Raw genomic sequence first — 22,336 nt, forward strand, 5'->3', positions numbered from 1 at the left:
GTAAAGTGGTGACTCAGACATTGGCTCAACATGATGATAATGCGATGAATAAAAAAATATTTTGGCTAACTGCTGTGGCATTGGGTATTAGCACCTTGGTGCATGCTGAGCCGGTGTCTCCTGTAACCGAACCAGAAAATGTGGCGACAACAAATGCCGCTACGACCGCATTGACCGATCCCTCCGCGCCAGCAGCACCTCAGGTCGTTGGGATCCCGACGCGAGACGTTAACTTAACCTTCGCTAAGATTGCACCGGCGCCGGGCAGTATGCATTTGCGCGGCGTTGACCCTACCGGTCAGTTTGAATTTGGTGTGCGTAGCGATGAAGTTGTATCGAATGCGATGCTGAACTTAGAGTTTACGCCGTCGCCTGCGCTGTTCCCTGTGGAGTCACAGGTAAAGGTTTATCTTAACGATGAGCTGATGGGCGTGTTGCCGATTGCGAAAGAGCAGTTAGGTAAGAAAAATAGCGCACAGGTGCCGATTGATTCTCGCTATATCAGCGACTTTAACCGTGTACGCCTAGAGTTTGTTGGTCACTATCGTGCCGTTTGTGAGAACCCAGCGAGTACTGCACTCTGGCTGGACGTGGGCAAAAACAGCTCTATCAGCCTGACCTACCAAGGTTTGCCGCTGAAAAATGATTTGTCGCATTTCCCTGAGCCTTTCTTTGACGCTCGTGATTACAGCGCGCTAACGCTGCCTATCGTCTTTGCAGGTCAGCCTAACTTGTCAGAACAACGCGCTGCGGGCGTACTGGCATCTTGGTTTGGTAGCAAAGCGCAGTGGCGTGGGCAAAACTTCCCCGTTCTGTTTAACCAGTTGCCGGAAAAACACGGCGTCGTATTTGCGACCAACGATAAGCGCCCTGACTTCCTGCGTGATTATCCAGCCGTGAATGGGCCGGTGGTTGAGATGATCAGCCGCCCAGATAACCCGTATGTAAAATTGCTGCTGGTGCTGGGTCGTGATGATAAAGACCTGATGACGGCGGTACGCGGTATTGCCCAAGGTAACATTCTGTTCCGCGGTGATAGCGTTGAGGTTGAGGGCGTTAAAACGCTGACGCCTCGCGTGCCATACGATGCGCCAAACTGGGTGCGTACTGACCGCCCAATGACGTTCTCCGAGCTACAGACCTATGCCGAGCAGCTACAGTCGATAGGTTTAGAACCATCTCCGATTAGTGTGACGCTAAACCTGCCGCCAGATCTGTTCTTGATCCGTAGTACCGGCATTGATATGCGTATGAAATACCGCTACACGTCGCCTGCGACCGAAGACGGTTCACGTATGCGGATCAGCCTGAACAATCAGTTCATTCAGTCGTTCAACTTGGTACCTGAGCAAGAGAAAGGTGCATTGCTGATGCGCTTGCCGCTGTTCCAAGGGCTGATTGATAAAAATACCGATGTGGCTATTCCGGCCTTGAAGCTGGGTGCCAGCAACCAGCTGCGCTTTGATTTTGACTACGCGAATCCAATTTCTGGTGGTTCGGTGGATAACTGTGTGACCTCACAGCCAGTCCCTAACACGGTGGCGATTGACGGTACTTCAACCATCGACTTCTCAGGCTATCGCCACTTTATGGCGATGCCGGATTTACGTTCATTCGCCAACGCAGGATTCCCGTTCAGCCGTTTAGCTGACTTGTCAGAAACTGAAGTGGTTGTGGGTAAACAATCCACACCGGCTCAAGTGACGGCAATGCTTAACGCATTGGGCAGTATTGGTGCACAAACCGGTTTCCCAGCGCTGAATGTTTCGCTGACCGATGACTGGGCACAGGTGAAAGATAAAGACGCCGATGTGCTGCTGATTGGCTCTATTCCTGATGCACTCAAACAGGATGACAAAATCGACCTGCTGGTGGATGCAACGGAAAGCTGGGTCAAAATGCCGATGCGTCGACCTAACCTCGATACCATCATGCCAGAAGCTTCCGCGATGAAGCCTGACTCGCAGACCACCATTCGCTCTGAGGGTGCCATGGCTGCGGTGATTGGTTTCCAGTCTCCGTATCACGATCAGCGCAGCGTTGTTGCTTTGTTGGCTGATAGCCCACGTGGTTATAGCCTGCTTAATGATGCGATGATCGACAGCGGTAAGAAATCCTCGATGTCGGGTTCTGTGGTGGTTATCCGCGAGTCTGGTGTAAACAGCATGCGCGTGGGCGATGTTTACTACGTGGGTCATCTACCGTGGTGGGAACGTCTGTGGCATGTATTCTCGACTCACCCGATTCTGGTGGCCGTGCTGTCAGCGGTGAGCGTGGTGCTGTTGGCCATCGTGCTATGGCGTCTGCTGCGGATCTTACGTCGTCGCCGTTTATCTCCTGATGAGCGTGATTAATGATGTTTAGGTTTTTCACTCAGTCCCCCTTCGTTGGGGGACGACATGAGCCGAGATTCAGCGCGGTTGCGCTGTGTCTGCTCCTGCTGAGTTTTTGCACCCAGGCTGCCGCAAGCTGCGATTGGCCTGAGTGGCAACAGTTCAAACAGCACTATATCAGTGAACAAGGGCGGGTGATCGACACCAGCAGCCCGAAGAAAATTACGACCTCTGAAGGCCAAAGCTATGGCCTGTTCTTCGCTCTGGTAGCAAATGACCGGCCTACGTTTGAAAACATTCTGCAATGGACGCAGAACAATTTAGCGCAGGGCGATCTGAGCGCTCGCTTACCCGCTTGGCTATGGGGTATGAAAGAAAAAGATAAAAACGGCAAGCAGGAATGGGGCGTTCTTGATACCAATTCGGCCTCGGATTCCGATCTGTGGATTGCTTATTCATTGATGGAAGCGGGCCGTTTATGGAAAGTGCGCAGCTATCAGTCTCTAGGCGTTTTGCTGCTTCAACGTATTGCGCGTGAAGAGGTCGCTGACCTGCCGGGATTTGGTGAGGTGTTGCTGCCAGGTCGCGTCGGTTTTGCGCATGCACCGGTATGGACCGTTAATCCAAGCTATTTACCGCCGCAGCTGATGGCTCGCATGGCGGGTTTCCACGGGCCTTGGGCCGCGCTGCATAAAAATAATCAGCGCCTGCTGCTGGAAAGTTCACCGAAAGGGTTTGTGCCAGATTGGATAGACTGGCGTAAAGACAAAGGTTGGGAGCCCACGCCGGGCAAGCCTAACGTCAGCGGCTATGACGCGATCCGCGTTTATCTGTGGGCGGGCATGATGGCCGATAACGATCCTAACAAAGCTGCGTTGATCAAACAGTGGCAGCCAATGGCGGCGATGACCGCTGAGCTTGGATATCCACCGGAAAAAGTCGATGTTGCAACGGGCAAAGCATCAGGATATGGCAATTCAGGTTTTTCAGCAGCATTGCTGCCGTTCCTTGCCGGTTCTGATGCGCAAGCGGTTCAGCGCCAACGGGTACAAGATAATCCGTTGGGCGATGATGCTTATTACAGCTACGTATTAACGCTCTTTGGCCAAGGATGGGACCAACAACGTTTTCGTTTTAATTTAAAGGGTGAGCTTTTACCTCACTGGGACAGCAGCACATGCGCAAGTACCGCAATTTCTCATTAAGCGGGTTGAGTCTCTCGATCGGTTTATCTCTCGCTTCTCTGTCTGGTTCAGGCGTTGCCGCTGATGCAGCCGTTTCGCCAGAACAGTGGTTGCTAGAGCAAATCCGCGTGGGCGAAGCCAGCCATCGTGATGACTTAGTCACACAGTCGCTGTATCGCTTAGAACTGATGGATCCTAACAATCCCGATGTGATGGCGGCGCGTATGCGCTTGGCATTGCGTCAGGGCGATCAGCAGGTTGCGCAACAGCAGCTAGATAAATTGAAAGCGCAGGCACCGAATTCAGAAGCCTATAAGCAGGCAAAACTGAATATGGCGCTGACGACGCCTGAAGGCCGTCAACAGCTTCAGCAGGCGCGTTTATTAGCGACCGCAGGCCATGTTCCCGAGGCGGTGGCGGCTTATGATAAATTGTTTGAAGGTACGCCGCCGACTGTTGATTTAGCGGTGGAATATCTGCGCGTTGTTGCGCGTCAGCCGGGGCAGGAAAACAACGTCATTGCCAAATTGGAAGCGTTGAGCCAAACCAATCCGGGCAATGGTGAATTGCGCCGAGCGCTAGCAGGTATGCTTTTGGATACCAACCAAACGCAGAAAGCCTATGCAGTGCTGGAGAAAATGGCTGCGGATAGCAACACGCGGGGAGACGCTGCGGATCTGTGGATGGGTGAGATTAACCGTATTCCCGTCGGTGAACAAAGCGTTGCTGCTTTGCAGCGTTACCTCGTTATTTTTGCGCAAGATCCTTCCACCGTGGAAGCGCGTAAGAAGTTAGACGATCAGCAGAAACTTCTTTCCGACCCTGCTTTTATTGCCCGTTCTCGCGGTTTGGCGATGATTGATTCAGGCAAAGGCGGGGTGGCGATCCCTGAATTACAGAAAGCATTGGCATCCAATCCAAATGATTCCGACGTGCTAGGCGCGCTGGGTCAGGCCTATGCGCGGCAGGATAACCGTACAAAAGCGTTAGAGTATTTCCAACGTGCGTTAAAAGCCGATCCGACCGGATATGACCGCGATAAGTGGGTCAGCTTAATTAAAAGTAATCAGTACTGGTTGGCAATTCAGTCTGGTGATAAAGCGCTGAAGGCCAATCAGTTGGATGTTGCGCAGCAAAAATATCAGCAGGCGCGTGGGATTGATGATACGGATAGCTATGCCGTTCTTGGTTTAGCTGATGTTGCGGTGGCACGTAAAGATGATGCTGGCGCAGAAAGACTGTATCAGCAGGCGTTGCGGCTTGATTCAACTAACAGCAGCGCGGTGCGTGGGTTAGTGAACATTTACCAACGGCAATCACCCGAGAAGGCAATGGCCTATCTGGATCAGCTGCCGCGCAGTCAGCGTAAGGCGATGCAGAGTGCCATAAACAGCATTCAAAGTGATGTATTGCAGCAGCAAGCGCAGACTCTTGAGCAGCAACAGCAGTGGGCTGGAGCGGCAGATAAGCTACAACAGGCGCTGAAGCTGTCACCTAATGACGTATGGCTGACCTATCGCCTTGCTAAAGATTTGCATGCGGCTGGCCGTACTGATGATGCCGACCGTGCTTTCAATACCTTAGCGCAGCAGCTTCCAGGCGATCCTCAACAGGTTTATGCGCACGCGCTTTATCTTTCTGGCACCGATCGCGATCGGGCGGCATTAGCGCAGGTTGATGGATTACCGAAAGTGAAGTGGGATGCCAATATCCGTGAGCTTTCTGATCGTTTGCACTTCAGCGAAACGCTCAAAAAAGCCCAAGACCTGCGTGATGCTGGGCATGAAGACGAAGCGATTGCTTACCTACGTCAGCAGCCAGCCAATACTCGTGTCGATTTAACGATCGCCGATTGGGCATTAGAGCGTGAGGATTATGATGCGGCGTTGGCGGGTTATCGCGATGTACTAAAACGCGAGCCTAATAATGACTCCGCTCACCTCGGCGAAATTGAAGCCTTTGTTGCGCAAGGCGAGCTTGAACAAGCCCGCACTCAGCTACAGGCATTGCAGCAGGTTAAACCAACCGAAGCACCAAGCATGAATACCGAACGCCGCGTGGCGGGGGCTTGGGCATCCGTGGGTGATATGGCGAAGGCGCAGGCGATCTTTGATCGCATTACTCCGCAGGCAGCTAAAGTACCAGGACAAGACGGTGCATTGGTGATGCGCGATGCCGCCCGCTTTGAACAAAAGCAAGGGAACCCTGATAAAGCGCTCGATTATTACCGCGATGCGATGGTGTCTTCTGGCATTGCACCAACCAAACCGCAGGATAACGATACTTTCACTCGTCTAACGCGTAATGATGAAAAAGACGATTGGCTTAAGCGTGGTGTGCGTTCTGATGCGGCTGATTTGTATCGACAGCAGGATGTGAATGTCACGCTGGATCATGACTATGCACGTTCTAGCGGTACCGGTGGTTATTCCGATTTAACGGCCAATACCACCATGTTGCAGATGGATGCACCACTTTACGATGGGCGTATGTTCCTGCGTACTGATGTGGTGAACATGCAGGCGGGTTCCTTTAAAGGCGGGCCTTATAAAGAGAAATTTGGTACCTGTTACGTTAACGGCTGTAAGCCCGGTAATAGCCAAAACTCAACGGGTGCGAGCCTCTCCGCAGGTTGGAAAAATGACCATTGGGAAGGCGATTTTGGTACTACCCCAATGGGCTTTGACGTGGTGGATTGGGTCGGCGGGCTGAGTTATAGCAATGACTGGAACCATATTGGCTGGACGGTGAACGCTCACCGTCGTCCGATCTCAAGTTCGTTGTTAGCGTTCGGTGGTCAGAAAGATGCTCAAACCGGTATTACATGGGGCGGTGTACGCCGTACTGGTTTGGGAATCAGCGGCAGCTACGATCGTGGTGAAGCGCATGGCGTTTGGGCCGATTTGAGCGCCGATCAACTGACAGGGAAAAATGTTGCCGATAACAGCAGCATACGTTGGATGGCAGGGTACTATTACAAGCTGATCAACGAAAATAACCGCCGCGTGACCGTAGGCCTGAGCAATATGATTTGGCACTACGATAAGGACTTGAGCGGCTATACGCTGGGGCAAGGCGGTTATTATAGCCCGCAGGAATATATTTCCTTTGGTGTGCCGGTGAACTACCGCCAACGTACCGAAAACTGGTCTTGGGAATTGGGTGGCTCGGTGTCTTGGTCGCATTCGAAAACTGACACCGTCGATCGCTACCCGATTAAAAACCTGATCCCAGCACCAGATGTTGATAACAATAAGTACACGGATAAATATAATACGGATAGCGGCAGCAGCAGCAGCGGCGTAGGTTATACCCTACGAGCGATTGTTGAACGCCGAGTGACTTCCAACTGGTTTATCGGTGCGGGCGTAGATATTCAGGAAGCGAAAGATTATACCCCTAGCCACGGTTTGATTTATGTCCGCTATTCGGCGGCGGGCTGGCAAGGTGATATGGATCTGCCGCCGCAGCCATTAACGCCATACGCTGATTTCAAGTAATTACGTTATATCAAATCTGGTTCTACCAAGTTAAAAGGCCCGTATGTACTATGCATTACGGGTCTTTTTGTTTTTTGTTGGCATTGAGTTGCGTGCAATTTGGCGTTAAAAATGGTGCAAAATGCATCTACGTCACCCGATTATGCTTAAATGCGTGTAATTGTTTGTGAAAGAATTCGGCTTAAGGGTTAAAAACAGATGTGATCAAGTATACTCTGGCTGGGTCAATGGGGTGTTTAGCTAACAGTATCCCCACGTATTGGATTCTTATTGTTTAAATTAGATGTTATCGGAGAGACAGTTTGCGAGTCAGTCGTTCCTTAACGATCAAACAAATGGCAATGGTGTCGGTTGTGGCACTCATTACGATTTGTATTTTTGTCGTGATTCAGCTGTTCCATTTTGTGGACCAGCGTAAGGAGGACTACGTCCAGCAACTGGAGAATTTGGCCCATTCGGTACGTGAGCCGCTTTCTGAAGCCATGTTGAATATGGACGCGGTGAGAGCCCAAAAAATCCTCGATAGCTTAGTACCCATCGGTATTCTGAGCCGTGCCGACGTGATGTTGCCCAATGAGCTTCAGGCGCTTAAAGGACGTTTTCCTCAAGAGCGAGCCGTACCTGAAGCGGTGATGAAGATTTTCGATTTACCTGTTCAGGTTTCGATGCCGCTTTACGGCATTGAGCGCAATATCGCGGCGCGACAGCCGTCGTCTTACTTGGTTTTACAGGCCGATTCGTTCCGCATTTATCAGTTTATTTTGTCGACGCTGTCTACCATGGTATCGACCTATCTTTTGCTGGCGTTGATTCTTACCGTTGCCATCAGTTGGTGTATGAACCGGCTGTTGGTGTATCCGTTGCGCGCGCTGGCGCAAGAGTTGCGCAGCATGCCGCTTGATACACCTAATTTTCATCAGCTTACGCCGCCTCCGTCACACGGAGACGATGAGCTGGGCTTATTGGTGCGCAACTATAATCGCAATCAGCAGGCGTTAGAGAAAGCTCATCAGGTGATGAGCCGCATGTCTACACGCAATCCCCTGACCAATCTGCCCAATATGACGCTGTTTGTTCCTTTACTGGAACAACATTTATTGGTTTGTCGCAAAGAGAATTCTGGCATCGTTGTGATCAATATCGGCACCTTGCAAGAGGCGATGGGGGTGTTGGATACCACACAGCGTGATGCGTTACTGACGTCATTAGTGAGCCGGTTGAAAGAGTGTGTGAGCGAAGCCGATATGCTGGCTCAGGTTAATCAGGATCGCTTTGTGGTGCTGGTGCGGAACGTTGAAATGCCGCATTCGCTGATGCTCTTGGCGAAAGACCTGATGGACTCCATCACGCGGCAGCTTGATTTAGAGACTTTGGCGCTACGGCCAACGGCCAGCATTGGGATCTCGTTTTACCAGCCAAACGCTGAAGATACGATGGATGCCAAGAAAGAGGCCGAACTTCTCATGAGTCAGGCAAGCTCAGCCATGAATATGGCTATGCGTGAAGGTAAAAACCAAATCCTGTTCTTTGAACCGACGCTGGCCCGCAAGGCGAAAGAGCGGCTAACCAAAGAAACGGAGATTATGAACGCGCTCGCCCAAGGTGATTTCTCTCTCTATCTCCAACCGCAGATTGACTTGCGCACGGGCCGTTTGGCGGGGGCGGAAGCGCTGATCCGCTGGAATCGCAAAGACGGCGAGCTGACTTTGCCCTCTGAATTTATCCCGTTGGCGGAAGAAGTGGGTGGCATAGAAGCGCTGGATGAGTGGGTGATTAGCGAGTCGATGAAAATATTGTCGACTTGGCAACAGCAGAATATCGGCGTGCCGATTTCGCTGAATGTGTCAGGTATTCAGATTGCCAATCTCAGCTACGTTGAGCTGCTGGAAAGAATGTTGCTAGAGTATCAGCTTGATCCGCATATGCTGCATCTTGAGGTCACGGAAACGGCTTATATCAGTAACATGGAGCAGGCCGCAGAGATGTTGGCGCGTTTGCGCAAAACCGGTATCAAGATTGCTTTGGATGATTTTGGTATGGGCTACGCAGGCTTGAACTACTTGCAGCACCTGCCGGTGGACATCATTAAGATCGACAAAAACTTTGTTGACCAGATCCCTGCCGACGACGCGCTGGTGCGTATTGTGGCGTCGATTGCCGATGTGCTGGCACTGGACGTGGTGGCCGAGGGCGTGGAATCTCATGCGCAATGCGAGTGGCTGCTTGAACACGGTATCTACTACGCGCAAGGTTACTGGTTCTCTCCGGCGCTACCGCAGGAAGAATTCCAGAGAAAGTATTTTCTCATCTAAAGATAACGCTTAGTAAACAATTGATTATGGCCAGTTCGCTGGCCATCCTTCCATAAAAACCCCTTCCCTTTGTAGTGATAACCCTTTTTTCGTTGCGGGTTTGATGCGTTTCAGCTCATAAAAATGATAAAATTTGGTTACTAACTACAACATTGCATTTCCATATTGTTACGCCGGTGTTATTTTGCGTCCAACGCAGTACAGAGTCATAAAGGATGGTTGTACCGAGTGTAACCCCTGCCTTTAGTGCGTTGTATCTGATGCGTGCGTACCCGATAAGGAAGTGTATAAATATGAAAAAAAACCTCTTTAAAAGCCTCTATTTCCAGGTGTTATTAGCTATTTCTCTGGGGATATTACTAGGCCATTTCTACCCTGACCTCGGCGCACAGATGAAACCTCTGGGCGACGGATTCGTTAAACTGATCAAAATGATTATTGCTCCAGTTATCTTCTGTACGGTGGTGACTGGGATTGCAGGTATGGAAAGCATGAAAGCCGTTGGCCGTACCGGCGCAATTGCTCTGCTTTATTTTGAAGTCGTGAGCACCATTGCCCTGATTATTGGCTTGGTGATTGTGAATATTGTCCAGCCGGGCGCAGGGATGAACGTCGATCCTGCCGCGTTGGATGCCAAGGCGGTGGCGGTCTATGCCGATCAGGCTGCGCAACAGGGCTTGGTTGCCTTCATCATGGATATTATCCCAGGCAGCGTTATTGGTGCCTTTGCGAGTGGAAATATCCTTCAGGTTCTGCTGTTTGCCGTGATGTTTGGTTTCGCGCTGCATCATTTGGGCGAGAAGGGACAGATGATGTTTAACTTCATCGATAGCTTCTCAAAAGTCATTTTCGGCATCATTAACATGATTATGAAACTGGCTCCAATCGGTGCATTCGGTGCGATGGCCTTTACCATTGGTAAATACGGCGTCGGAACGCTGGTGCAACTGGGGCAGTTAATTATCTGCTTCTATATCACCTGCGTACTGTTTGTGGTGTTTGTACTGGGCTCCATCGCCAAAGCCACCGGATTCAGTATCTTCCGCTTCATTGCCTACATCAAAGAAGAGCTGCTGATTGTATTAGGGACCTCCTCATCTGAATCTGCGCTGCCGCGCATGCTGGATAAGATGGAGAAAGTGGGCTGTAAGAAATCGGTCGTGGGGTTAGTGATACCCACCGGATACTCCTTTAACCTTGATGGCACCTCGATTTACCTGACCATGGCAGCGGTGTTTATTGCGCAGGCAACTAACTCGCACATGGATATCTGGCACCAAATTACCTTGCTGGTGGTTCTGCTGTTGTCATCGAAAGGGGCCGCAGGTGTAACCGGAAGTGGATTCATCGTTCTGGCCGCCACCATTTCCGCGGTAGGGCATCTGCCGGTAGCGGGTTTGGCGCTGATTCTTGGTATCGACCGCTTTATGTCAGAAGCGCGCGCATTGACGAATCTGATTGGTAACGGCGTGGCGACTATTGTGGTTGCGAAGCGTGTTCGCCAGCTAGATGAAAAACAAATGAAGGCGGTTTTAGGTAAAAAAGACCGTAACGCAGCTCAAACACAGACCCTGTAACCCTCCTATTCCTCGGTTTTTGTTACCGAACATGACGGATTGCCCCCATTCGCTTGATGCGAGCGGGGGCATCTTTATAATGTGCCCATTCATTTCTACAACAACTCATTCGTCATACTTTCGGTTTCAGATGCGCGAGCGATCCTAACTTGCGACCTTCCTGAGCCTTTTGTTGTTTGGTGTCGATGTTGTTTAGAACTTTTTTCTCTCTGTCGGGTGACATAATCCCACTCTTGTGGTCTAAAAATCGATGTTTGACTCATCGCGTTGAGTTAGCCGTTTTTACAGGCCAGATGGGTTATCTTCCTCAGGGGAATTCGCACATTTTTGTCAGTATTTAGTAGGGGTTCACATGCAAGGCACCAAAATTCGGCTCATGGTTGGTGGATTGTTGTTGGCAGCGGCCAGCAGCTCTGTGCATTCTGAAGCACTACAGCCCGATCCCGCGTGGCAGGAAGGAAAACTGGATAATGGTTTTTCATGGCAGTTGTTAGCCACACCACAGCGCCCATCCGATCGGATTGAGTTGCGTATGATAGTGAGCACTGGCTCACTTGTAGAATCAAATCAGCAGGTGGGGTTTGCCCATCTGTTGCCGCGTTTAGCATTAACGCATAGCGATAACTTTACTGCGAGCCAGCTCCAATCGTTCTGGCAGCAGAGTATCGATCCTCAGCGCCCGTTACCTCCGGCGGTGAGCTCTTATGATTACACCGCATACAATTTAAGCTTGCCGAATAACCGCCCTGAGCTGCTGAAAGAAGCGTTGCAGTGGCTAGCGAATACCGCGGGTAAGCTGAATATTGATAGCAATACGGTGATTAGCGCCCTGCAATCACCGGAAAATTTAGTAGCGACGCTACCTTCTAACGCTAACGATCCTTTATGGCGTCTTCGTCTTAAAGGCTCAACGATGCTTGGACATGAGCCTGGTCAGGGGCCAAACCGTCCGGTAGATACTCAGATGCTGAAGGCGTTTTATCAGCAGTGGTATACGCCAGATGCTATGACGCTTTACGTGGTCGGCAACGTTGATTCCCGCTCTCTGAGCGAGCAGATCAATAAGGCTTTTGCCGAATTGAAAGGCAAGCGTGAAACGCCAGCAACCCTACCGACATTGGCTCCGCTGCCGACTACGCCGATTAACCTGATTGCTGATAATGCGCAGCAGGATACGCTGTCGATCACGTGGGATGTGCCTTGGCAGCCAATCCGTGATTCTCAGGTTCTTCAGCGTTACTGGAAAAGTGATTTCGCTCGCGAAGCGCTGTTCAGCCATTTACAGCAGGTATTGGCAAACAGCGATCTGAAAGGGTCGGTCAATCTGATGTTTGATTGTCAGGTGCAATATCAGCGTTCCCAGTGTGCCATCCATCTGTCGACTACGCAGGCCAATCTGAATAAAGCTCTGAGCTTTATCGCTACGGAAATGTCTGCGGTGCATGATGACGGTGTTACGCAGCAGGAATTCGACACCATGATTGCGCAGAAGAAAGATCAGCTAACCAAGCTGTTTGCGACTTATGCCCGCACGGATACTGATGTTCTGATGAGCCAGCGTTTACGCTCGCAGCAAAGCGGCGTGGTGGATATTTCTCCTGAAACCTACCAAAAACTGCGCCAGAATTTCTTGGCAACGCTGTCTCTGGATGATTTGAATCAGGAGCTGCATAACCAGCTTTCTCGTGAACCAACCTTGATCTTGCGCCAGCCGCGCGGCGAACCTGAGGAAAACGTGAAGGCGTTACGTGACGTCTACAACAATACCATGGGGCTGAACATGGAAGATGCCTCAGCGGCCGCTGAGGCAGTGCCGGAAGATGCATCATCTTCTGCTACAGCACCACAGGCGGATCCGGCGGCAAAAGAAGAGCCAACGTCAGCCCAGTAGATTTCAGTAATGCTGTTAACTAGATGATTTCCCATCCTTTCCCTTATTAGGGCAAGGATGGGATACAGACCGGTTATTAGCGAGGCATTGCTTCCTGCGGAATGATAGCGCCACGGTACTGAATGACGGTGCTGGCGGTTTGATGTCCGCGCTGTGCCGATGCGGTTGGTGTTCCCCCAAGCAGACGAACAGATAAATAACCGGCGCTGAATGAGTCACCCGCTGCGGTGGTATCAACTACTTTTTCTTTGGGTAGTTTAACCGCTGGCACATCGACGGTTTGCCCATCGACTGAAACGATACAAGAATCAGCGCCGCGCTTAATCACCACTTCGCTCACGCCAAGCGCATGAGTGCGTGCAATAACCTCATCAGCAGATTTTTGCCCCCACAGCAGATCTTCATCATCCAGCGTTAAAAAGGCGATATCGGTGCAGGCAAGCATAGCGGTATAGGCTGCTTGTGTTTGTTCGGCGCTCTGCCACAGGCGTGGACGGTAGTTATTATCAAAAATAACTTTGCCCCCGTTGGCGCGACAGCGTTTTAATAAAGTGAGTAAGCGCTTACGACTGTTATCATTAAGGATAGCGAGGCTAATCCCGCTGAGATAGAGATAATCAAACTGGGCTAATTGGTCACAAATGGCATCGGCGTTTTCGCCGTCTAACCAATAGCGTGCAGCGGCATCGTTGCGCCAGTAGTAAAAGGTACGCTCGCCGCTGGCGTCGGTTTCAATAAAATAGAGGCCGGGAAGTTTGTTATCCAAACGTTGGGTTAACTCCGTTTTTACCCCTTCACGCTGCCATGCATCTAACATTTCGTTGCTGAACGTATCTGTACCTAAGGCGGTGACATAGTGCACGGCCAGCTCATTTTCAGGGACCTGACGTGAAAGATAAACCGAGGTATTCAGCGTATCGCCACCAAAGCCACGGGAAAGATCCGCACCTTTCTGCGACAGTTCAATCATACATTCGCCGATGACGGCAATTTTTGCATTGGAATGGGAAGCAATGGTCATGAAGGAAAGCCTGTTTTATTGAGGTCGTAAAAACGCAGTTATCTTAGTTTCCCCGTTGGAAAACTCAGCGTCAATATAAATAAAACAGTGTTCTATTTTTATATGATATGGATCTAAAAATGAGTGTTTTGTGTAATGCCGTTTTGGCGATCGAGATACACGGGGCTAGTACCCCGCGGGGCCGTTATGGAACACATCCTTGTGTTCCACCTCAAGGGCCAACGCCGAAGCGTTGTTCAACTTTGCTCCAGGCAAAGTTGTCGGCGGCTTACGCCGCTACGACCCCATCGGTGTACTTCCCCTAAAATTGAGCTTAAGTGGGCGGCATTAGGTTACTGTTTACTACTGCACGCTACTTTTTCTTGCGCAGCTCGGTCACGCTTTTTCCGCCAATTCCCCAGTTATCGGTTTCGACTTCCTCAATGATAACCACGGTGGTGGCTGGGTTTTTTCCCATCGTATCGACCAGTAACTGAGTGACACCAGCAATCAGCGCTTCTTTTTGCTCGGTGGTGGCACCTTCACGAGTGATTTTGATATTAACGAAAGGCATTTTCAGACTCCATTGGTGTAAAAAATAAGCGAACAAACTCCCATAAAATGAATTAATAGCGTAGCTCATTTGCCAAACTCTGCTATCTGGCTACATCTGATTTACCCGCCGTCTTCAAGCAACTTGAATGATTTTGGCTATAAAGGTTTAAGGAGCCTTGCCGATAACTGATTTTGTTCATTGTCCGCAAGGGCAAGAAAGTGGTTCTCACATGATGTATGCGGATGGTGGATACATGAAAATTGGCAAGACAATCGAGGCGGGGTGGATTATGCCCACGTTGCCCGCACTGGAGCCTACCCGCGAGCTAAATTTCTGGAGCCAGTGCCAGAGAAGCTATACCTTCCAGCCTATTTACTGTACCAGCGGTGTGCCGTTAGCGATTGAATTGCTGACAGCGGTTTGCCACCCAGATAATCCTGATTGCCGTTTGTCACCTGAAGATTACTTCGAGCAAATCTCACAGGATCTGCGTGAAGATGTGGTGCTGGAACAGCTTAGACTGATTCAGCACTGGCATAGCTTTATTCAGCAGCGCGATTTGTTGGTATCTGTGAACGTTGATGGACAAACGCTGCAGTCTATTCAGCTATTGCCAGAAGCTCGCAAACTACTGGAAAGTATGCCCTATTTGCGCTTTGAAATGGTTGAACATGCCTATGCAGCGCTGACGATCCCTATTCAGTCGCTAGAGGACGTACATCGTTTATGGCTTGATGATTTCGGCAGCGGATTAGCGAATTTCTCTTCGCTGATGGAGTGCCGCTATGAGTTCGTTAAACTCGATCGTGCGCTGTTCTCGTTTTTACGCGAGAGCCATGAGGGCGTTCGGCTGTTTTATGCATTAGTTGCGCTGATGAGTCGTTATACCAAAGGCGTTATTGTCGAGGGCGTTGAAACGCCTCAGGAATGGATGTTGGTAAAACGTTCAGAGGCCTGCGCTGCGCAGGGTTTCTACCTCTCCCGCCCGAATCGGTTTGACTCTTTGCACCAATTGCCCACGTTCTTTCGCGAGTAATTTTTACGGGTAACAAGTCTGCTGTTGCGCCCATAAACGGGCATATCTTTAATATTTAACCTATGGTTATGTGTGGGAAACATCATCAATTAGATTAAATATTTAGGATATGCCATGACCAGAACAGGAAAAGCATTTAGCTGGTTAGCAGGGATCTTAGTGGTATTGATCGTTGGGATCGTTATCTTTGTGATGATCTTTGATTGGAACCGCCTCAAGCCGACGATCAATAAAAAAGTCTCTACAGAGCTAAACCGGCCGTTCGCCATTCGAGGCGATCTTGGCGTAGATTGGGCGCGCCCTACCGATGAAACGGGCTGGCGCTCTTGGGTACCTTGGCCGCATATTCACGCCGAAGATATTGTGCTCGGCAATCCGCCAGAGATCCCCGCGGTATCGATGGTTACGCTGGAACGGGTTGATGCCAGCCTTGCTCCGTTAGCGCTACTGGGCAAACAGGTTTATATCCCCCGCATTAAACTCAAACAGCCAGATGCTTCGCTGCGTAGGCTTGCGAATGGGAAGAATAACTGGACGTTTGAACTCGCCAATTCATCAACGGACGATCAGACAAAAGATCAAAAGTCTGCATGGTCTTTTAAGATCGATGACATCGTGTTTGATCAGGGCGTGATCGCCTATGACGATGCGATCGCCCATGCAAAACTCAAAGCCACCGTCGATCCGCTGGGGAAACCGTTGCCGTTTAGTGAGGTGATGGGAAACAGCGGCGCAGCGAAAAAGGTCGCGAGTAAAAAAGCACCTGATTATGTCTTTGGCTGGAAAGTTGATGGAACGTACAACGGTGAATCACTCTCGGGCAGCGGCAAGATAGGCGGGATGCTGGCGTTGCGCGATCCTGATGGTTTATTCCCACTCCAGGCCGATGTGCGTTCAGGAAAAACCCGGGTTGCGGTTGCCGGTACGCTCAGCGATCCTTTGAATTTAGGTGCGCTGGATCTGCGCTTACAATTCTCCGGCCAGAGCTTAAGTCAGCTACATAAACTGACCGGAATTGTGTTACCCGATACTCCGCCTTATTCCACCGATGGTCATTTAAGCGCAGAGCTTAAACGCGCTAAAGGCGCGATTTATCGCTATCAAAACTTCAACGGTAAAATTGGCGATAGCGATATTCACGGTAGCCTGACCTATCAAGTGAGCAAACCACGTCCTTCACTGAACGGTGAATTGGTGTCTAATCAGCTCCGTTTTGCTGATTTAGCGCCGCTGATCGGTGCTGATTCCAATCAGGAAAAGGTGAACCGTGGAGATAAAGCCACACAGCCGTCTGACAAAGTTTTACCCGCTGATAAATTTGATACCAAGCAGTGGTCGACGATGGATGCCGACGTTAAGTTTACCGCCAAACGGATTGAGCACGGCGAATCTCTGCCGCTTAGCGATCTTTATACCCATTTGCTGCTTAACAACGGCACGCTGTTAATGGATCCGCTGCGTTTTGGCGTGGCTGGCGGTAATTTGAATTCGACTATTCGCCTGGAAGGGCAACGTAAGCCAATGCGTGGTATGGCGGATTTGCATGCGCGTGGTTTCCAATTACAGAAGCTGTTGCCTAACGTTGAGTCGATGCGCCGTAGCCTAGGACAGCTGAACGGCGATGCCAAAATCAGTGGCACGGGTAACTCGGTGGCTGACTTGCTGGGTACCAGCAATGGCGATGTGCGTCTGTTGATCAACGACGGTGTGATAAGCCGCAACCTGATGGAAATTGCGGGCCTGAACGTGGGTAATTATCTGGTGGGTAAGCTGTTTGGTGATGACGAGGTGAAGATCAACTGTGCGGCAGCGGATATCGGCATTAAAAATGGTTTAGCCGCGACTCGCCTGTTTGTGTTCGACACCGAGAATGCGGTGATTAATATTTCCGGCAACGTCAATCTGGCTACTGAACGTATGGATTTGTCTGTCGATCCCGAGAGTAAAGGGCTGCGTGTGCTCACCTTACGTTCGCCGCTGTATGTGAAAGGCACGTTCAAACATCCCGACGCGGGCGTTAAAGCAGGGCCGCTGATTGCGCGTGGCGTTGCCGCCGTGGCACTTGGCGCTGTAGTGGCACCCGCAGCAGCTTTGCTGGCGTTGATTTCCCCTAGTGATGTGGACTCTAACCAGTGTGGTGGCATGCTGAAAGGGATGAAAAAATAGTCAATCGCCTCGCCATTACTGGCGAGGCATAGAATTTATACTATGCTTTCTGGGTGTAACAACATGATTGTGTTGTTCATTTTTAATACACACAGATATCAAGGAAAACGGATGATGAAAGTATGGAATAAAGTCCTGTTAGCTTCTTTTATTGGGTTGGTTGTCGCGGGCTGTGACGATTCCACTAAAGTTGATGCCAATCTTGATAAAGCAAAAGATAACGCGGAGCAAATTAAAGACGCTGCGGATAACAAGGCCGATCAAATTACCGATGCCGCGAAACAAAAAGCCAATGAGCTGAAGAAAGAGGCGGATGTGCAGGCCGATCAACTCAGCGACAAAGCTAAAGCAATTAAAAGCGAGGCCGAAAAACGTGCCGATGCCCTTACGGATGATGCGAAAGCTAAGGCCAAATCCATAGAGCAGCAGGCTAAGCAGCAGAGCGATCAAATCATCGATCAGGCGAAGACCATTAAAGAGAGCGCCATCAGCGGCGCGAACGATCTTTCCGCCGAGGCTCAAACCAAAACTCAGGCGATTAAAGACAGCATGAAGCAAAACCCACCGGCTCAGAATGGTGCAGCTCCAGCGTCAAATGAAACGCCAAAGACAAATGGTAACCCGTAGCGTAAGGCGCACTATAATTTAGGTGTGGGTAAGATTATTTTTAATCAGTAAATTTAGGGGGAGTGTATGGGTATCCTTTCGTGGATTATTTTCGGCCTTATTGCCGGTATCTTGGCTAAATGGATTATGCCGGGGAAAGACGGCGGTGGGTTTATTGTTACCGTGATCCTTGGGGTTGTCGGTGCCGTTGTTGGTGGATATATCAGCACCTTCTTTGGCTACGGTAGAGTGGATGACTTTAATTTCGGCAGTTTTATCGTTGCCGTTATTGGTGCTCTGGTGGTGTTGTTTATCTACCGTAAGATCCGCAGCTAGACGTACTCTCGGGGCGGATTTCCGCCCCGATGTTTTATGGATTAACGAACAATTTCGCCATCACGAAGAATAGACATCAGTTTCCCGTCCCAAAATTCTGCGATAAACACATCTTCAGCTTTGATACCGCAGCGTTCTAATTCTTGTTCTATCCATGCCTCGTCTTTTTCTATTTGATTTAGCTCATAAGAGCGCAAGCGTCCATCTTTCATGAGAATGATCGACGGCATTTGAGCCCCTTCGCATACTACGGTTAGCTGGCCGCTTGGCTCTATTTGGGCATAGTTGATTTCTTGGAACGAATGAATGCCTTGAGCGTGTAGCTGCGATGACACGTTTAAAATATCGATTTTGTTTTTCTTGGTCAGGATGTTCTCCATCAGGAAACGACCCTTTTTAATGATAGGAATGGGATCGCCGATGGTGACCGAACGGAAGAAATAGACATGCTTACTGATCGCATTCAACAACGAGATTAAACCTACGCCGATGAGCAGTACGATAATGTATTGGTAAAGAGGAATAGCATCGCTGTAGATCACGCCGCCAATAATGCCGCCTAAAACAAAGTTGCCGATAAAATCAACAGGCGTCATTTGCGATAGCTGAGTTTTACCTGAAAAATTCAGATGCGTAATAACAATGGCGAAGCCCAAAATAAACTTCACCAAAACGTATCCGTAGTATTCCATACGCCCTCCCAAAGCGATCAAAAACTATAAGATTATCTTTATGTTTCTTAATCATAAAAACAGAAGCTCTCTTTTTATACAAGAAAGCTTATAGGGGAGCTTAAATTTATTGAGGGGTATTTGCGCGAGAAGTCAGGCTTGCACAGCTGTGATCCTGTATTTCCTCGATAGACGCCAAATTCAATCGCCACCATTCGCGCTGGGTTGCTAACAGCACAAAGTTACCGTCAGCAGCGGGGAGCAATGCCAATCCAAACGCGCCCATGTTTTCCCGCGCCTGCGGTAAGCCTTCGGCTAACAGAATGAAGGGGCTATTTTTTGCCAGCGCGTTTTTGTCGAGCGTGCGTGCCCAGTAACTGTGGTTATTGATCCCAATCTGTACCGGTTGCCATTGTGATGAGAGTGAAGGTGTTAAAGCCGTAATCCGTGCAAGTACCTTAGGTTTCGTACAGGACATATGGATATGCAGCTGATTTTGCGTTCGACCATATTCAGAATTAATGGTGAATGACAGCAGGTTATCCGGCACTGGTTTGCCATAACGCTTTGACAGCCAATCGCGCTGCTGCCATGCGGCGGCAAAATAGTTGGGTTGCTGTGGGTTTAACAAGAGGGGCGATTCAATGCCCGTGACCTTGGCGGTTGGCATCAATAGATATTGCAGAGGGCCGTTGCGGTCTTTAAAGACCACAAATCTCTGTGCAAGGTTGACCTCAGCACAGGGACTCGGGTTTTGTCGTTGCTGTTGATGCGGTACGCACTGCTGGCTGACAATTTTCCACAGAGCATCAGGATGTGAGGGCCGAAGAAAGAAGAAGCCGGTAATGACAAGGAGCACAATAACAATCAGTACGATGAATCCTGTTTTGCGCTGAAATCTCATCATTACCTAACTTCCCAATAAAGTCGTCTAAAGGACGCTTACCTTACTGAGCACATGCTCGTTTGTCTAATGCACCGCTCCAGCGAGTCATACCAAATGCGAGCAGAACCACAATTGCGCCAACCCACGGGGTCACCATCAGGCCATAGTTCTCAACGATCATACCGCCAACCCATGCACCACCGGCGATGCCGAGGTTGAAGGCTGCGATGTTCAAACCAGAAGCGACGTCAACGGCGTGAGGGGCATAGCGTTCTGCCTGTTGCACCACGTAAACCTGCAAACCAGGAACGTTACCAAAGGCGACTGCACCCCAGAACAACACGGTAATCAAGGCCAGCACTGGGCTGTGTGCGGTGAAGCTGAACACGGCAAGTACGGCGGCTAACAGTAAGAAAATAATTTGCAGTGCTTTGATTGGACCCATGCGGTCGGCTAAGCGTCCACCCCACAGGTTACCCGCAGCCACAGATACTCCGTAAATCAGCATTACCCACGTTACGGCGCTGGCGCTAAATCCACTAACCTGCTGCAAAATAGGCGCAAGGAAGGTGAAGACTACAAAGTTACCGCCGTAGCCCAATGCTGTTTTAGCATAGACCATCAACAAGCGTGGCTGTTTTAAGATGGTCAACTGACGAGCGATGGACGCAGGTGGTGTATGTTTTAAACCGTTAGGCACGAAAATCAGGCTACCGATAAGAGCGATAATCCCAAGCAGCGAAACCGCCAAGAAAGTTTCATGCCAGCCAAAATGTTGGCCAATGAACGTCCCTAAAGGTACGCCGGTGACTAATGCCACGGTTAAACCGGTAAACATAATCGCGATGGCGCTGGCGGCTTTTTCTTTCGGCACTAGGCTGGTGGCCAGCGTAGAACCGATAGAGAAAAAGACCCCATGGGCTAAGCCGGTCAGCACGCGAGCGGTCATCAGCGACATGTAGCCGGGCGCTTTCCACGCTAACAGGTTACCGAGGGTAAACAGCACCATCAGGCCAATCAGCAGCGTTTTACGCGGCATACGGCCGGTTAACGCGGTGAGCACCGGTGCACCAATGGCAACGCCGAGCGCATATAAACTCACAAGCAGACCCGCAGACGGCAGGGAAACTTGTAAATCTGCGGCGATAGTTGGGATCAGGCCCACGATAACAAACTCCGTGGTGCCGATGGCAAACGCGCTGATGGTCAGCGCAAACAGAGCTAATGGCATAACTGCAAACTCCTATCTTCTTCATCTTTCAAGCCACGGACAGCGGGGTTTGAAATCTCTTGGGTATGAATAATTGATGGCGCTGAGTTTGCACGGATTATTTTTGCAGAAAAATAGGTCTATACTCACAAGATAATTGATTGGTGAGCAATAATGAAAACAACAACCGAAGAGCTGGTGGCTTTTGTCGCCGTTGTCGATGCGGGAAGCCTGACCGGTGCCGCAGAGCAGTTAGGTCAAACGCCCAGCGGTATTAGCCGTGCGCTGGGGCGCTTAGAACAAAAGCTGGAAACGACGCTGCTTAACCGCACTACGCGGCGCATTGATTTAACCGAAGAAGGGCGAATTTTTCTCGATCGCGCACGCGCTATTCTCGAAGCGATTGAAGAAGCGGAAGAGCAGTTGGCCTTGCAGCGGCACCGTCCGGCAGGCCGTTTGCGGATAAACGCCGCATCGCCGTTCATGCTGCATGTTGTGGTTCCGCTGATTGAAGAGTTCACCGCGCAGTTTCCAGAGATTGATCTGGAGCTCAACACCAGTGACCAAATCATCGACTTGCTGGAACAGCGCACCGATGTGGCGATACGCATTGGGACGCTGCAAGACTCCAGTCTACATGCGCGTCCTATTGGGCGTTCGGGATTGAAGGTGCTGGCTGCGCCGGAATACCTACAAAAATTTGGTACTCCAGAGCGGGTGGAAGAACTGAGTGAACATCGGCTGTTAGGCTTTACCCAGCCACAATCACTTAACCAGTGGCCGCTTAAGCAGAGTCAGTGCGCGACATTTTCTGTTACGCCGAATATTGCGGCGTCTAGCGGTGAAACGCTGCGCCATTTGGCGATAAACGGGCGGGGAATTGTATGTCTTTCTGATTTTATGACGCATCAGGATATTGCTGAAGGGCGTTTAGTACAGGTGCTTGCCGAGCACACCTTGGAGACATATCAGTCAATTCATATGGTGTATTATCGAAATAGCCAGCTTTCGGCTCGCATTCGCTGTTTTCTAGATTTTCTGGCGGAGAGATATCCGCTGCACCCGTGACTAA

16 protein-coding genes are annotated in these 22,336 nt (G+C 50.2%); 11 read left to right on the forward strand and 5 right to left on the reverse strand.

The genetic code is table 11. The annotated features are described in order from the left end of the window. The first annotated feature begins 44 nt into the window (after positions 1-44). The 6 genes from bcsB (at position 45) to DSM2777_RS04250 (ending at position 12,797) form a co-directional block, all read left to right on the forward strand. Entirely contained in the window at positions 45-2,354 is a 2,310-nt protein-coding gene (gene bcsB, locus DSM2777_RS04225; protein WP_061555325.1) for a cellulose biosynthesis cyclic di-GMP-binding regulatory protein BcsB, read from the forward strand. Next, the gene (gene bcsZ, locus DSM2777_RS04230) at positions 2,354-3,538 is read left to right on the forward strand and encodes a cellulose synthase complex periplasmic endoglucanase BcsZ (RefSeq protein ID WP_082790853.1); all 1,185 of its coding nucleotides are present in this window, start codon (positions 2,354-2,356) and stop codon (positions 3,536-3,538) included. The genes bcsB and bcsZ overlap by 1 nt, the downstream gene beginning before the upstream one ends. Beyond that, a complete protein-coding gene (bcsC, locus tag DSM2777_RS04235) occupies positions 3,511-7,017 on the forward strand; it encodes a cellulose synthase complex outer membrane protein BcsC (protein ID WP_061553255.1) in 3,507 nt (1,168 codons plus the stop codon). Before bcsZ ends, bcsC begins: the two co-directional genes overlap by 28 nt. 302 nt (positions 7,018-7,319) lie before the next feature. After that, positions 7,320-9,329 carry a biofilm formation regulator HmsP gene (gene hmsP / locus DSM2777_RS04240; protein WP_211271124.1) on the forward strand — a complete coding sequence of 670 codons (2,010 nt, stop codon included), beginning with the start codon at positions 7,320-7,322 and terminating at the stop codon, positions 9,327-9,329. Between the two features lie 293 nt (positions 9,330-9,622). Next, the gene (locus DSM2777_RS04245; RefSeq protein ID WP_025799519.1) at positions 9,623-10,906 is read left to right on the forward strand and encodes a dicarboxylate/amino acid:cation symporter; all 1,284 of its coding nucleotides are present in this window, start codon (positions 9,623-9,625) and stop codon (positions 10,904-10,906) included. A gap of 352 nt (positions 10,907-11,258) precedes the next feature. Further along, positions 11,259-12,797: a M16 family metallopeptidase gene (locus DSM2777_RS04250; RefSeq protein WP_061553257.1), complete on the forward strand. Its 1,539-nt coding sequence runs from the start codon at positions 11,259-11,261 to the stop codon at positions 12,795-12,797. 76 nt (positions 12,798-12,873) lie between these two features. On the opposite strand, the gene kdgK is transcribed toward DSM2777_RS04250, so the two are convergent. After that, entirely contained in the window at positions 12,874-13,818 is a 945-nt protein-coding gene (gene kdgK, locus DSM2777_RS04255) for a 2-dehydro-3-deoxygluconokinase (RefSeq protein WP_061553258.1), read from the reverse strand. Between the two features lie 352 nt (positions 13,819-14,170). Next, the gene (locus DSM2777_RS04260) at positions 14,171-14,371 is read right to left on the reverse strand and encodes a 2-hydroxymuconate tautomerase family protein (RefSeq protein ID WP_025799514.1); all 201 of its coding nucleotides are present in this window, start codon (positions 14,369-14,371) and stop codon (positions 14,171-14,173) included. 235 nt (positions 14,372-14,606) lie between these two features. On the opposite strand from DSM2777_RS04260, the gene pdeH reads away from it, so the two are divergent. The 4 genes from pdeH to DSM2777_RS04280 all read left to right on the forward strand — a co-directional run bounded on the left by pdeH (position 14,607) and on the right by DSM2777_RS04280 (position 18,497). Further along, the gene (pdeH, locus tag DSM2777_RS04265; protein WP_046458466.1) at positions 14,607-15,389 is read left to right on the forward strand and encodes a cyclic-guanylate-specific phosphodiesterase; all 783 of its coding nucleotides are present in this window, start codon (positions 14,607-14,609) and stop codon (positions 15,387-15,389) included. A 114-nt stretch (positions 15,390-15,503) separates the two neighbouring features. Next, positions 15,504-17,555 (forward strand): AsmA family protein, encoded by a 2,052-nt coding sequence (locus DSM2777_RS04270; RefSeq protein ID WP_061553259.1) that lies wholly within the window; start codon positions 15,504-15,506, stop codon positions 17,553-17,555. A gap of 114 nt (positions 17,556-17,669) precedes the next feature. Further along, the gene (locus tag DSM2777_RS04275) at positions 17,670-18,182 is read left to right on the forward strand and encodes an E3 ubiquitin--protein ligase (protein WP_046458465.1); all 513 of its coding nucleotides are present in this window, start codon (positions 17,670-17,672) and stop codon (positions 18,180-18,182) included. Between the two features lie 66 nt (positions 18,183-18,248). Continuing rightward, the gene (locus tag DSM2777_RS04280) at positions 18,249-18,497 is read left to right on the forward strand and encodes a GlsB/YeaQ/YmgE family stress response membrane protein (protein WP_061553260.1); all 249 of its coding nucleotides are present in this window, start codon (positions 18,249-18,251) and stop codon (positions 18,495-18,497) included. A 41-nt stretch (positions 18,498-18,538) separates the two neighbouring features. Here the strand turns inward: DSM2777_RS04280 and DSM2777_RS04285 are convergent, their stop codons facing one another. The 3 genes from DSM2777_RS04285 to DSM2777_RS04295 all read right to left on the reverse strand — a co-directional run bounded on the left by DSM2777_RS04285 (position 18,539) and on the right by DSM2777_RS04295 (position 21,285). Beyond that, positions 18,539-19,189 (reverse strand): DUF421 domain-containing protein, encoded by a 651-nt coding sequence (locus DSM2777_RS04285; protein WP_061553261.1) that lies wholly within the window; start codon positions 19,187-19,189, stop codon positions 18,539-18,541. Between the two features lie 106 nt (positions 19,190-19,295). Then, entirely contained in the window at positions 19,296-20,072 is a 777-nt protein-coding gene (locus DSM2777_RS04290; protein ID WP_237087843.1) for a CDP-diacylglycerol diphosphatase, read from the reverse strand. A gap of 43 nt (positions 20,073-20,115) precedes the next feature. Next, on the reverse strand, positions 20,116-21,285 hold the full coding sequence (locus DSM2777_RS04295; protein ID WP_025799500.1) for an MFS transporter: 1,170 nt from the start codon (positions 21,283-21,285) through the stop codon (positions 20,116-20,118). Positions 21,286-21,438: 153 nt separating this feature from the next. On the opposite strand from DSM2777_RS04295, the gene DSM2777_RS04300 reads away from it, so the two are divergent. Beyond that, positions 21,439-22,332 carry a LysR family transcriptional regulator gene (locus DSM2777_RS04300; protein WP_061553263.1) on the forward strand — a complete coding sequence of 298 codons (894 nt, stop codon included), beginning with the start codon at positions 21,439-21,441 and terminating at the stop codon, positions 22,330-22,332. The last annotated feature ends 4 nt before the right edge of the window (positions 22,333-22,336 follow it).

The organism is Obesumbacterium proteus (genome assembly GCF_001586165.1).
Classification (GTDB): Bacteria; Pseudomonadota; Gammaproteobacteria; order Enterobacterales; family Enterobacteriaceae; genus Hafnia; species Hafnia protea.

What these genes read in the sequence shown, in the direction of transcription:
- bcsB (WP_061555325.1), top strand. Translation starts at nt 45, where the DNA reads ATGAATAAAAAAATATTTTGGCTAACTGCTGTGGCATTGGGTATTAGC.
- bcsZ (WP_082790853.1), top strand. Translation starts at nt 2,354, where the DNA reads ATGATGTTTAGGTTTTTCACTCAGTCCCCCTTCGTTGGGGGACGACAT.
- bcsC (WP_061553255.1), top strand. Translation starts at nt 3,511, where the DNA reads ATGCGCAAGTACCGCAATTTCTCATTAAGCGGGTTGAGTCTCTCGATC.
- DSM2777_RS04245 (WP_025799519.1), top strand. Translation starts at nt 9,623, where the DNA reads ATGAAAAAAAACCTCTTTAAAAGCCTCTATTTCCAGGTGTTATTAGCT.
- DSM2777_RS04250 (WP_061553257.1), top strand. Translation starts at nt 11,259, where the DNA reads ATGCAAGGCACCAAAATTCGGCTCATGGTTGGTGGATTGTTGTTGGCA.
- kdgK (WP_061553258.1), bottom strand. Translation starts at nt 13,818, where the DNA reads ATGACCATTGCTTCCCATTCCAATGCAAAAATTGCCGTCATCGGCGAA.
- DSM2777_RS04260 (WP_025799514.1), bottom strand. Translation starts at nt 14,371, where the DNA reads ATGCCTTTCGTTAATATCAAAATCACTCGTGAAGGTGCCACCACCGAG.
- pdeH (WP_046458466.1), top strand. Translation starts at nt 14,607, where the DNA reads ATGAAAATTGGCAAGACAATCGAGGCGGGGTGGATTATGCCCACGTTG.
- DSM2777_RS04270 (WP_061553259.1), top strand. Translation starts at nt 15,504, where the DNA reads ATGACCAGAACAGGAAAAGCATTTAGCTGGTTAGCAGGGATCTTAGTG.
- DSM2777_RS04275 (WP_046458465.1), top strand. Translation starts at nt 17,670, where the DNA reads ATGAAAGTATGGAATAAAGTCCTGTTAGCTTCTTTTATTGGGTTGGTT.
- DSM2777_RS04280 (WP_061553260.1), top strand. Translation starts at nt 18,249, where the DNA reads ATGGGTATCCTTTCGTGGATTATTTTCGGCCTTATTGCCGGTATCTTG.
- DSM2777_RS04285 (WP_061553261.1), bottom strand. Translation starts at nt 19,189, where the DNA reads ATGGAATACTACGGATACGTTTTGGTGAAGTTTATTTTGGGCTTCGCC.
- DSM2777_RS04290 (WP_237087843.1), bottom strand. Translation starts at nt 20,072, where the DNA reads ATGAGATTTCAGCGCAAAACAGGATTCATCGTACTGATTGTTATTGTG.
- DSM2777_RS04295 (WP_025799500.1), bottom strand. Translation starts at nt 21,285, where the DNA reads ATGCCATTAGCTCTGTTTGCGCTGACCATCAGCGCGTTTGCCATCGGC.
- DSM2777_RS04300 (WP_061553263.1), top strand. Translation starts at nt 21,439, where the DNA reads ATGAAAACAACAACCGAAGAGCTGGTGGCTTTTGTCGCCGTTGTCGAT.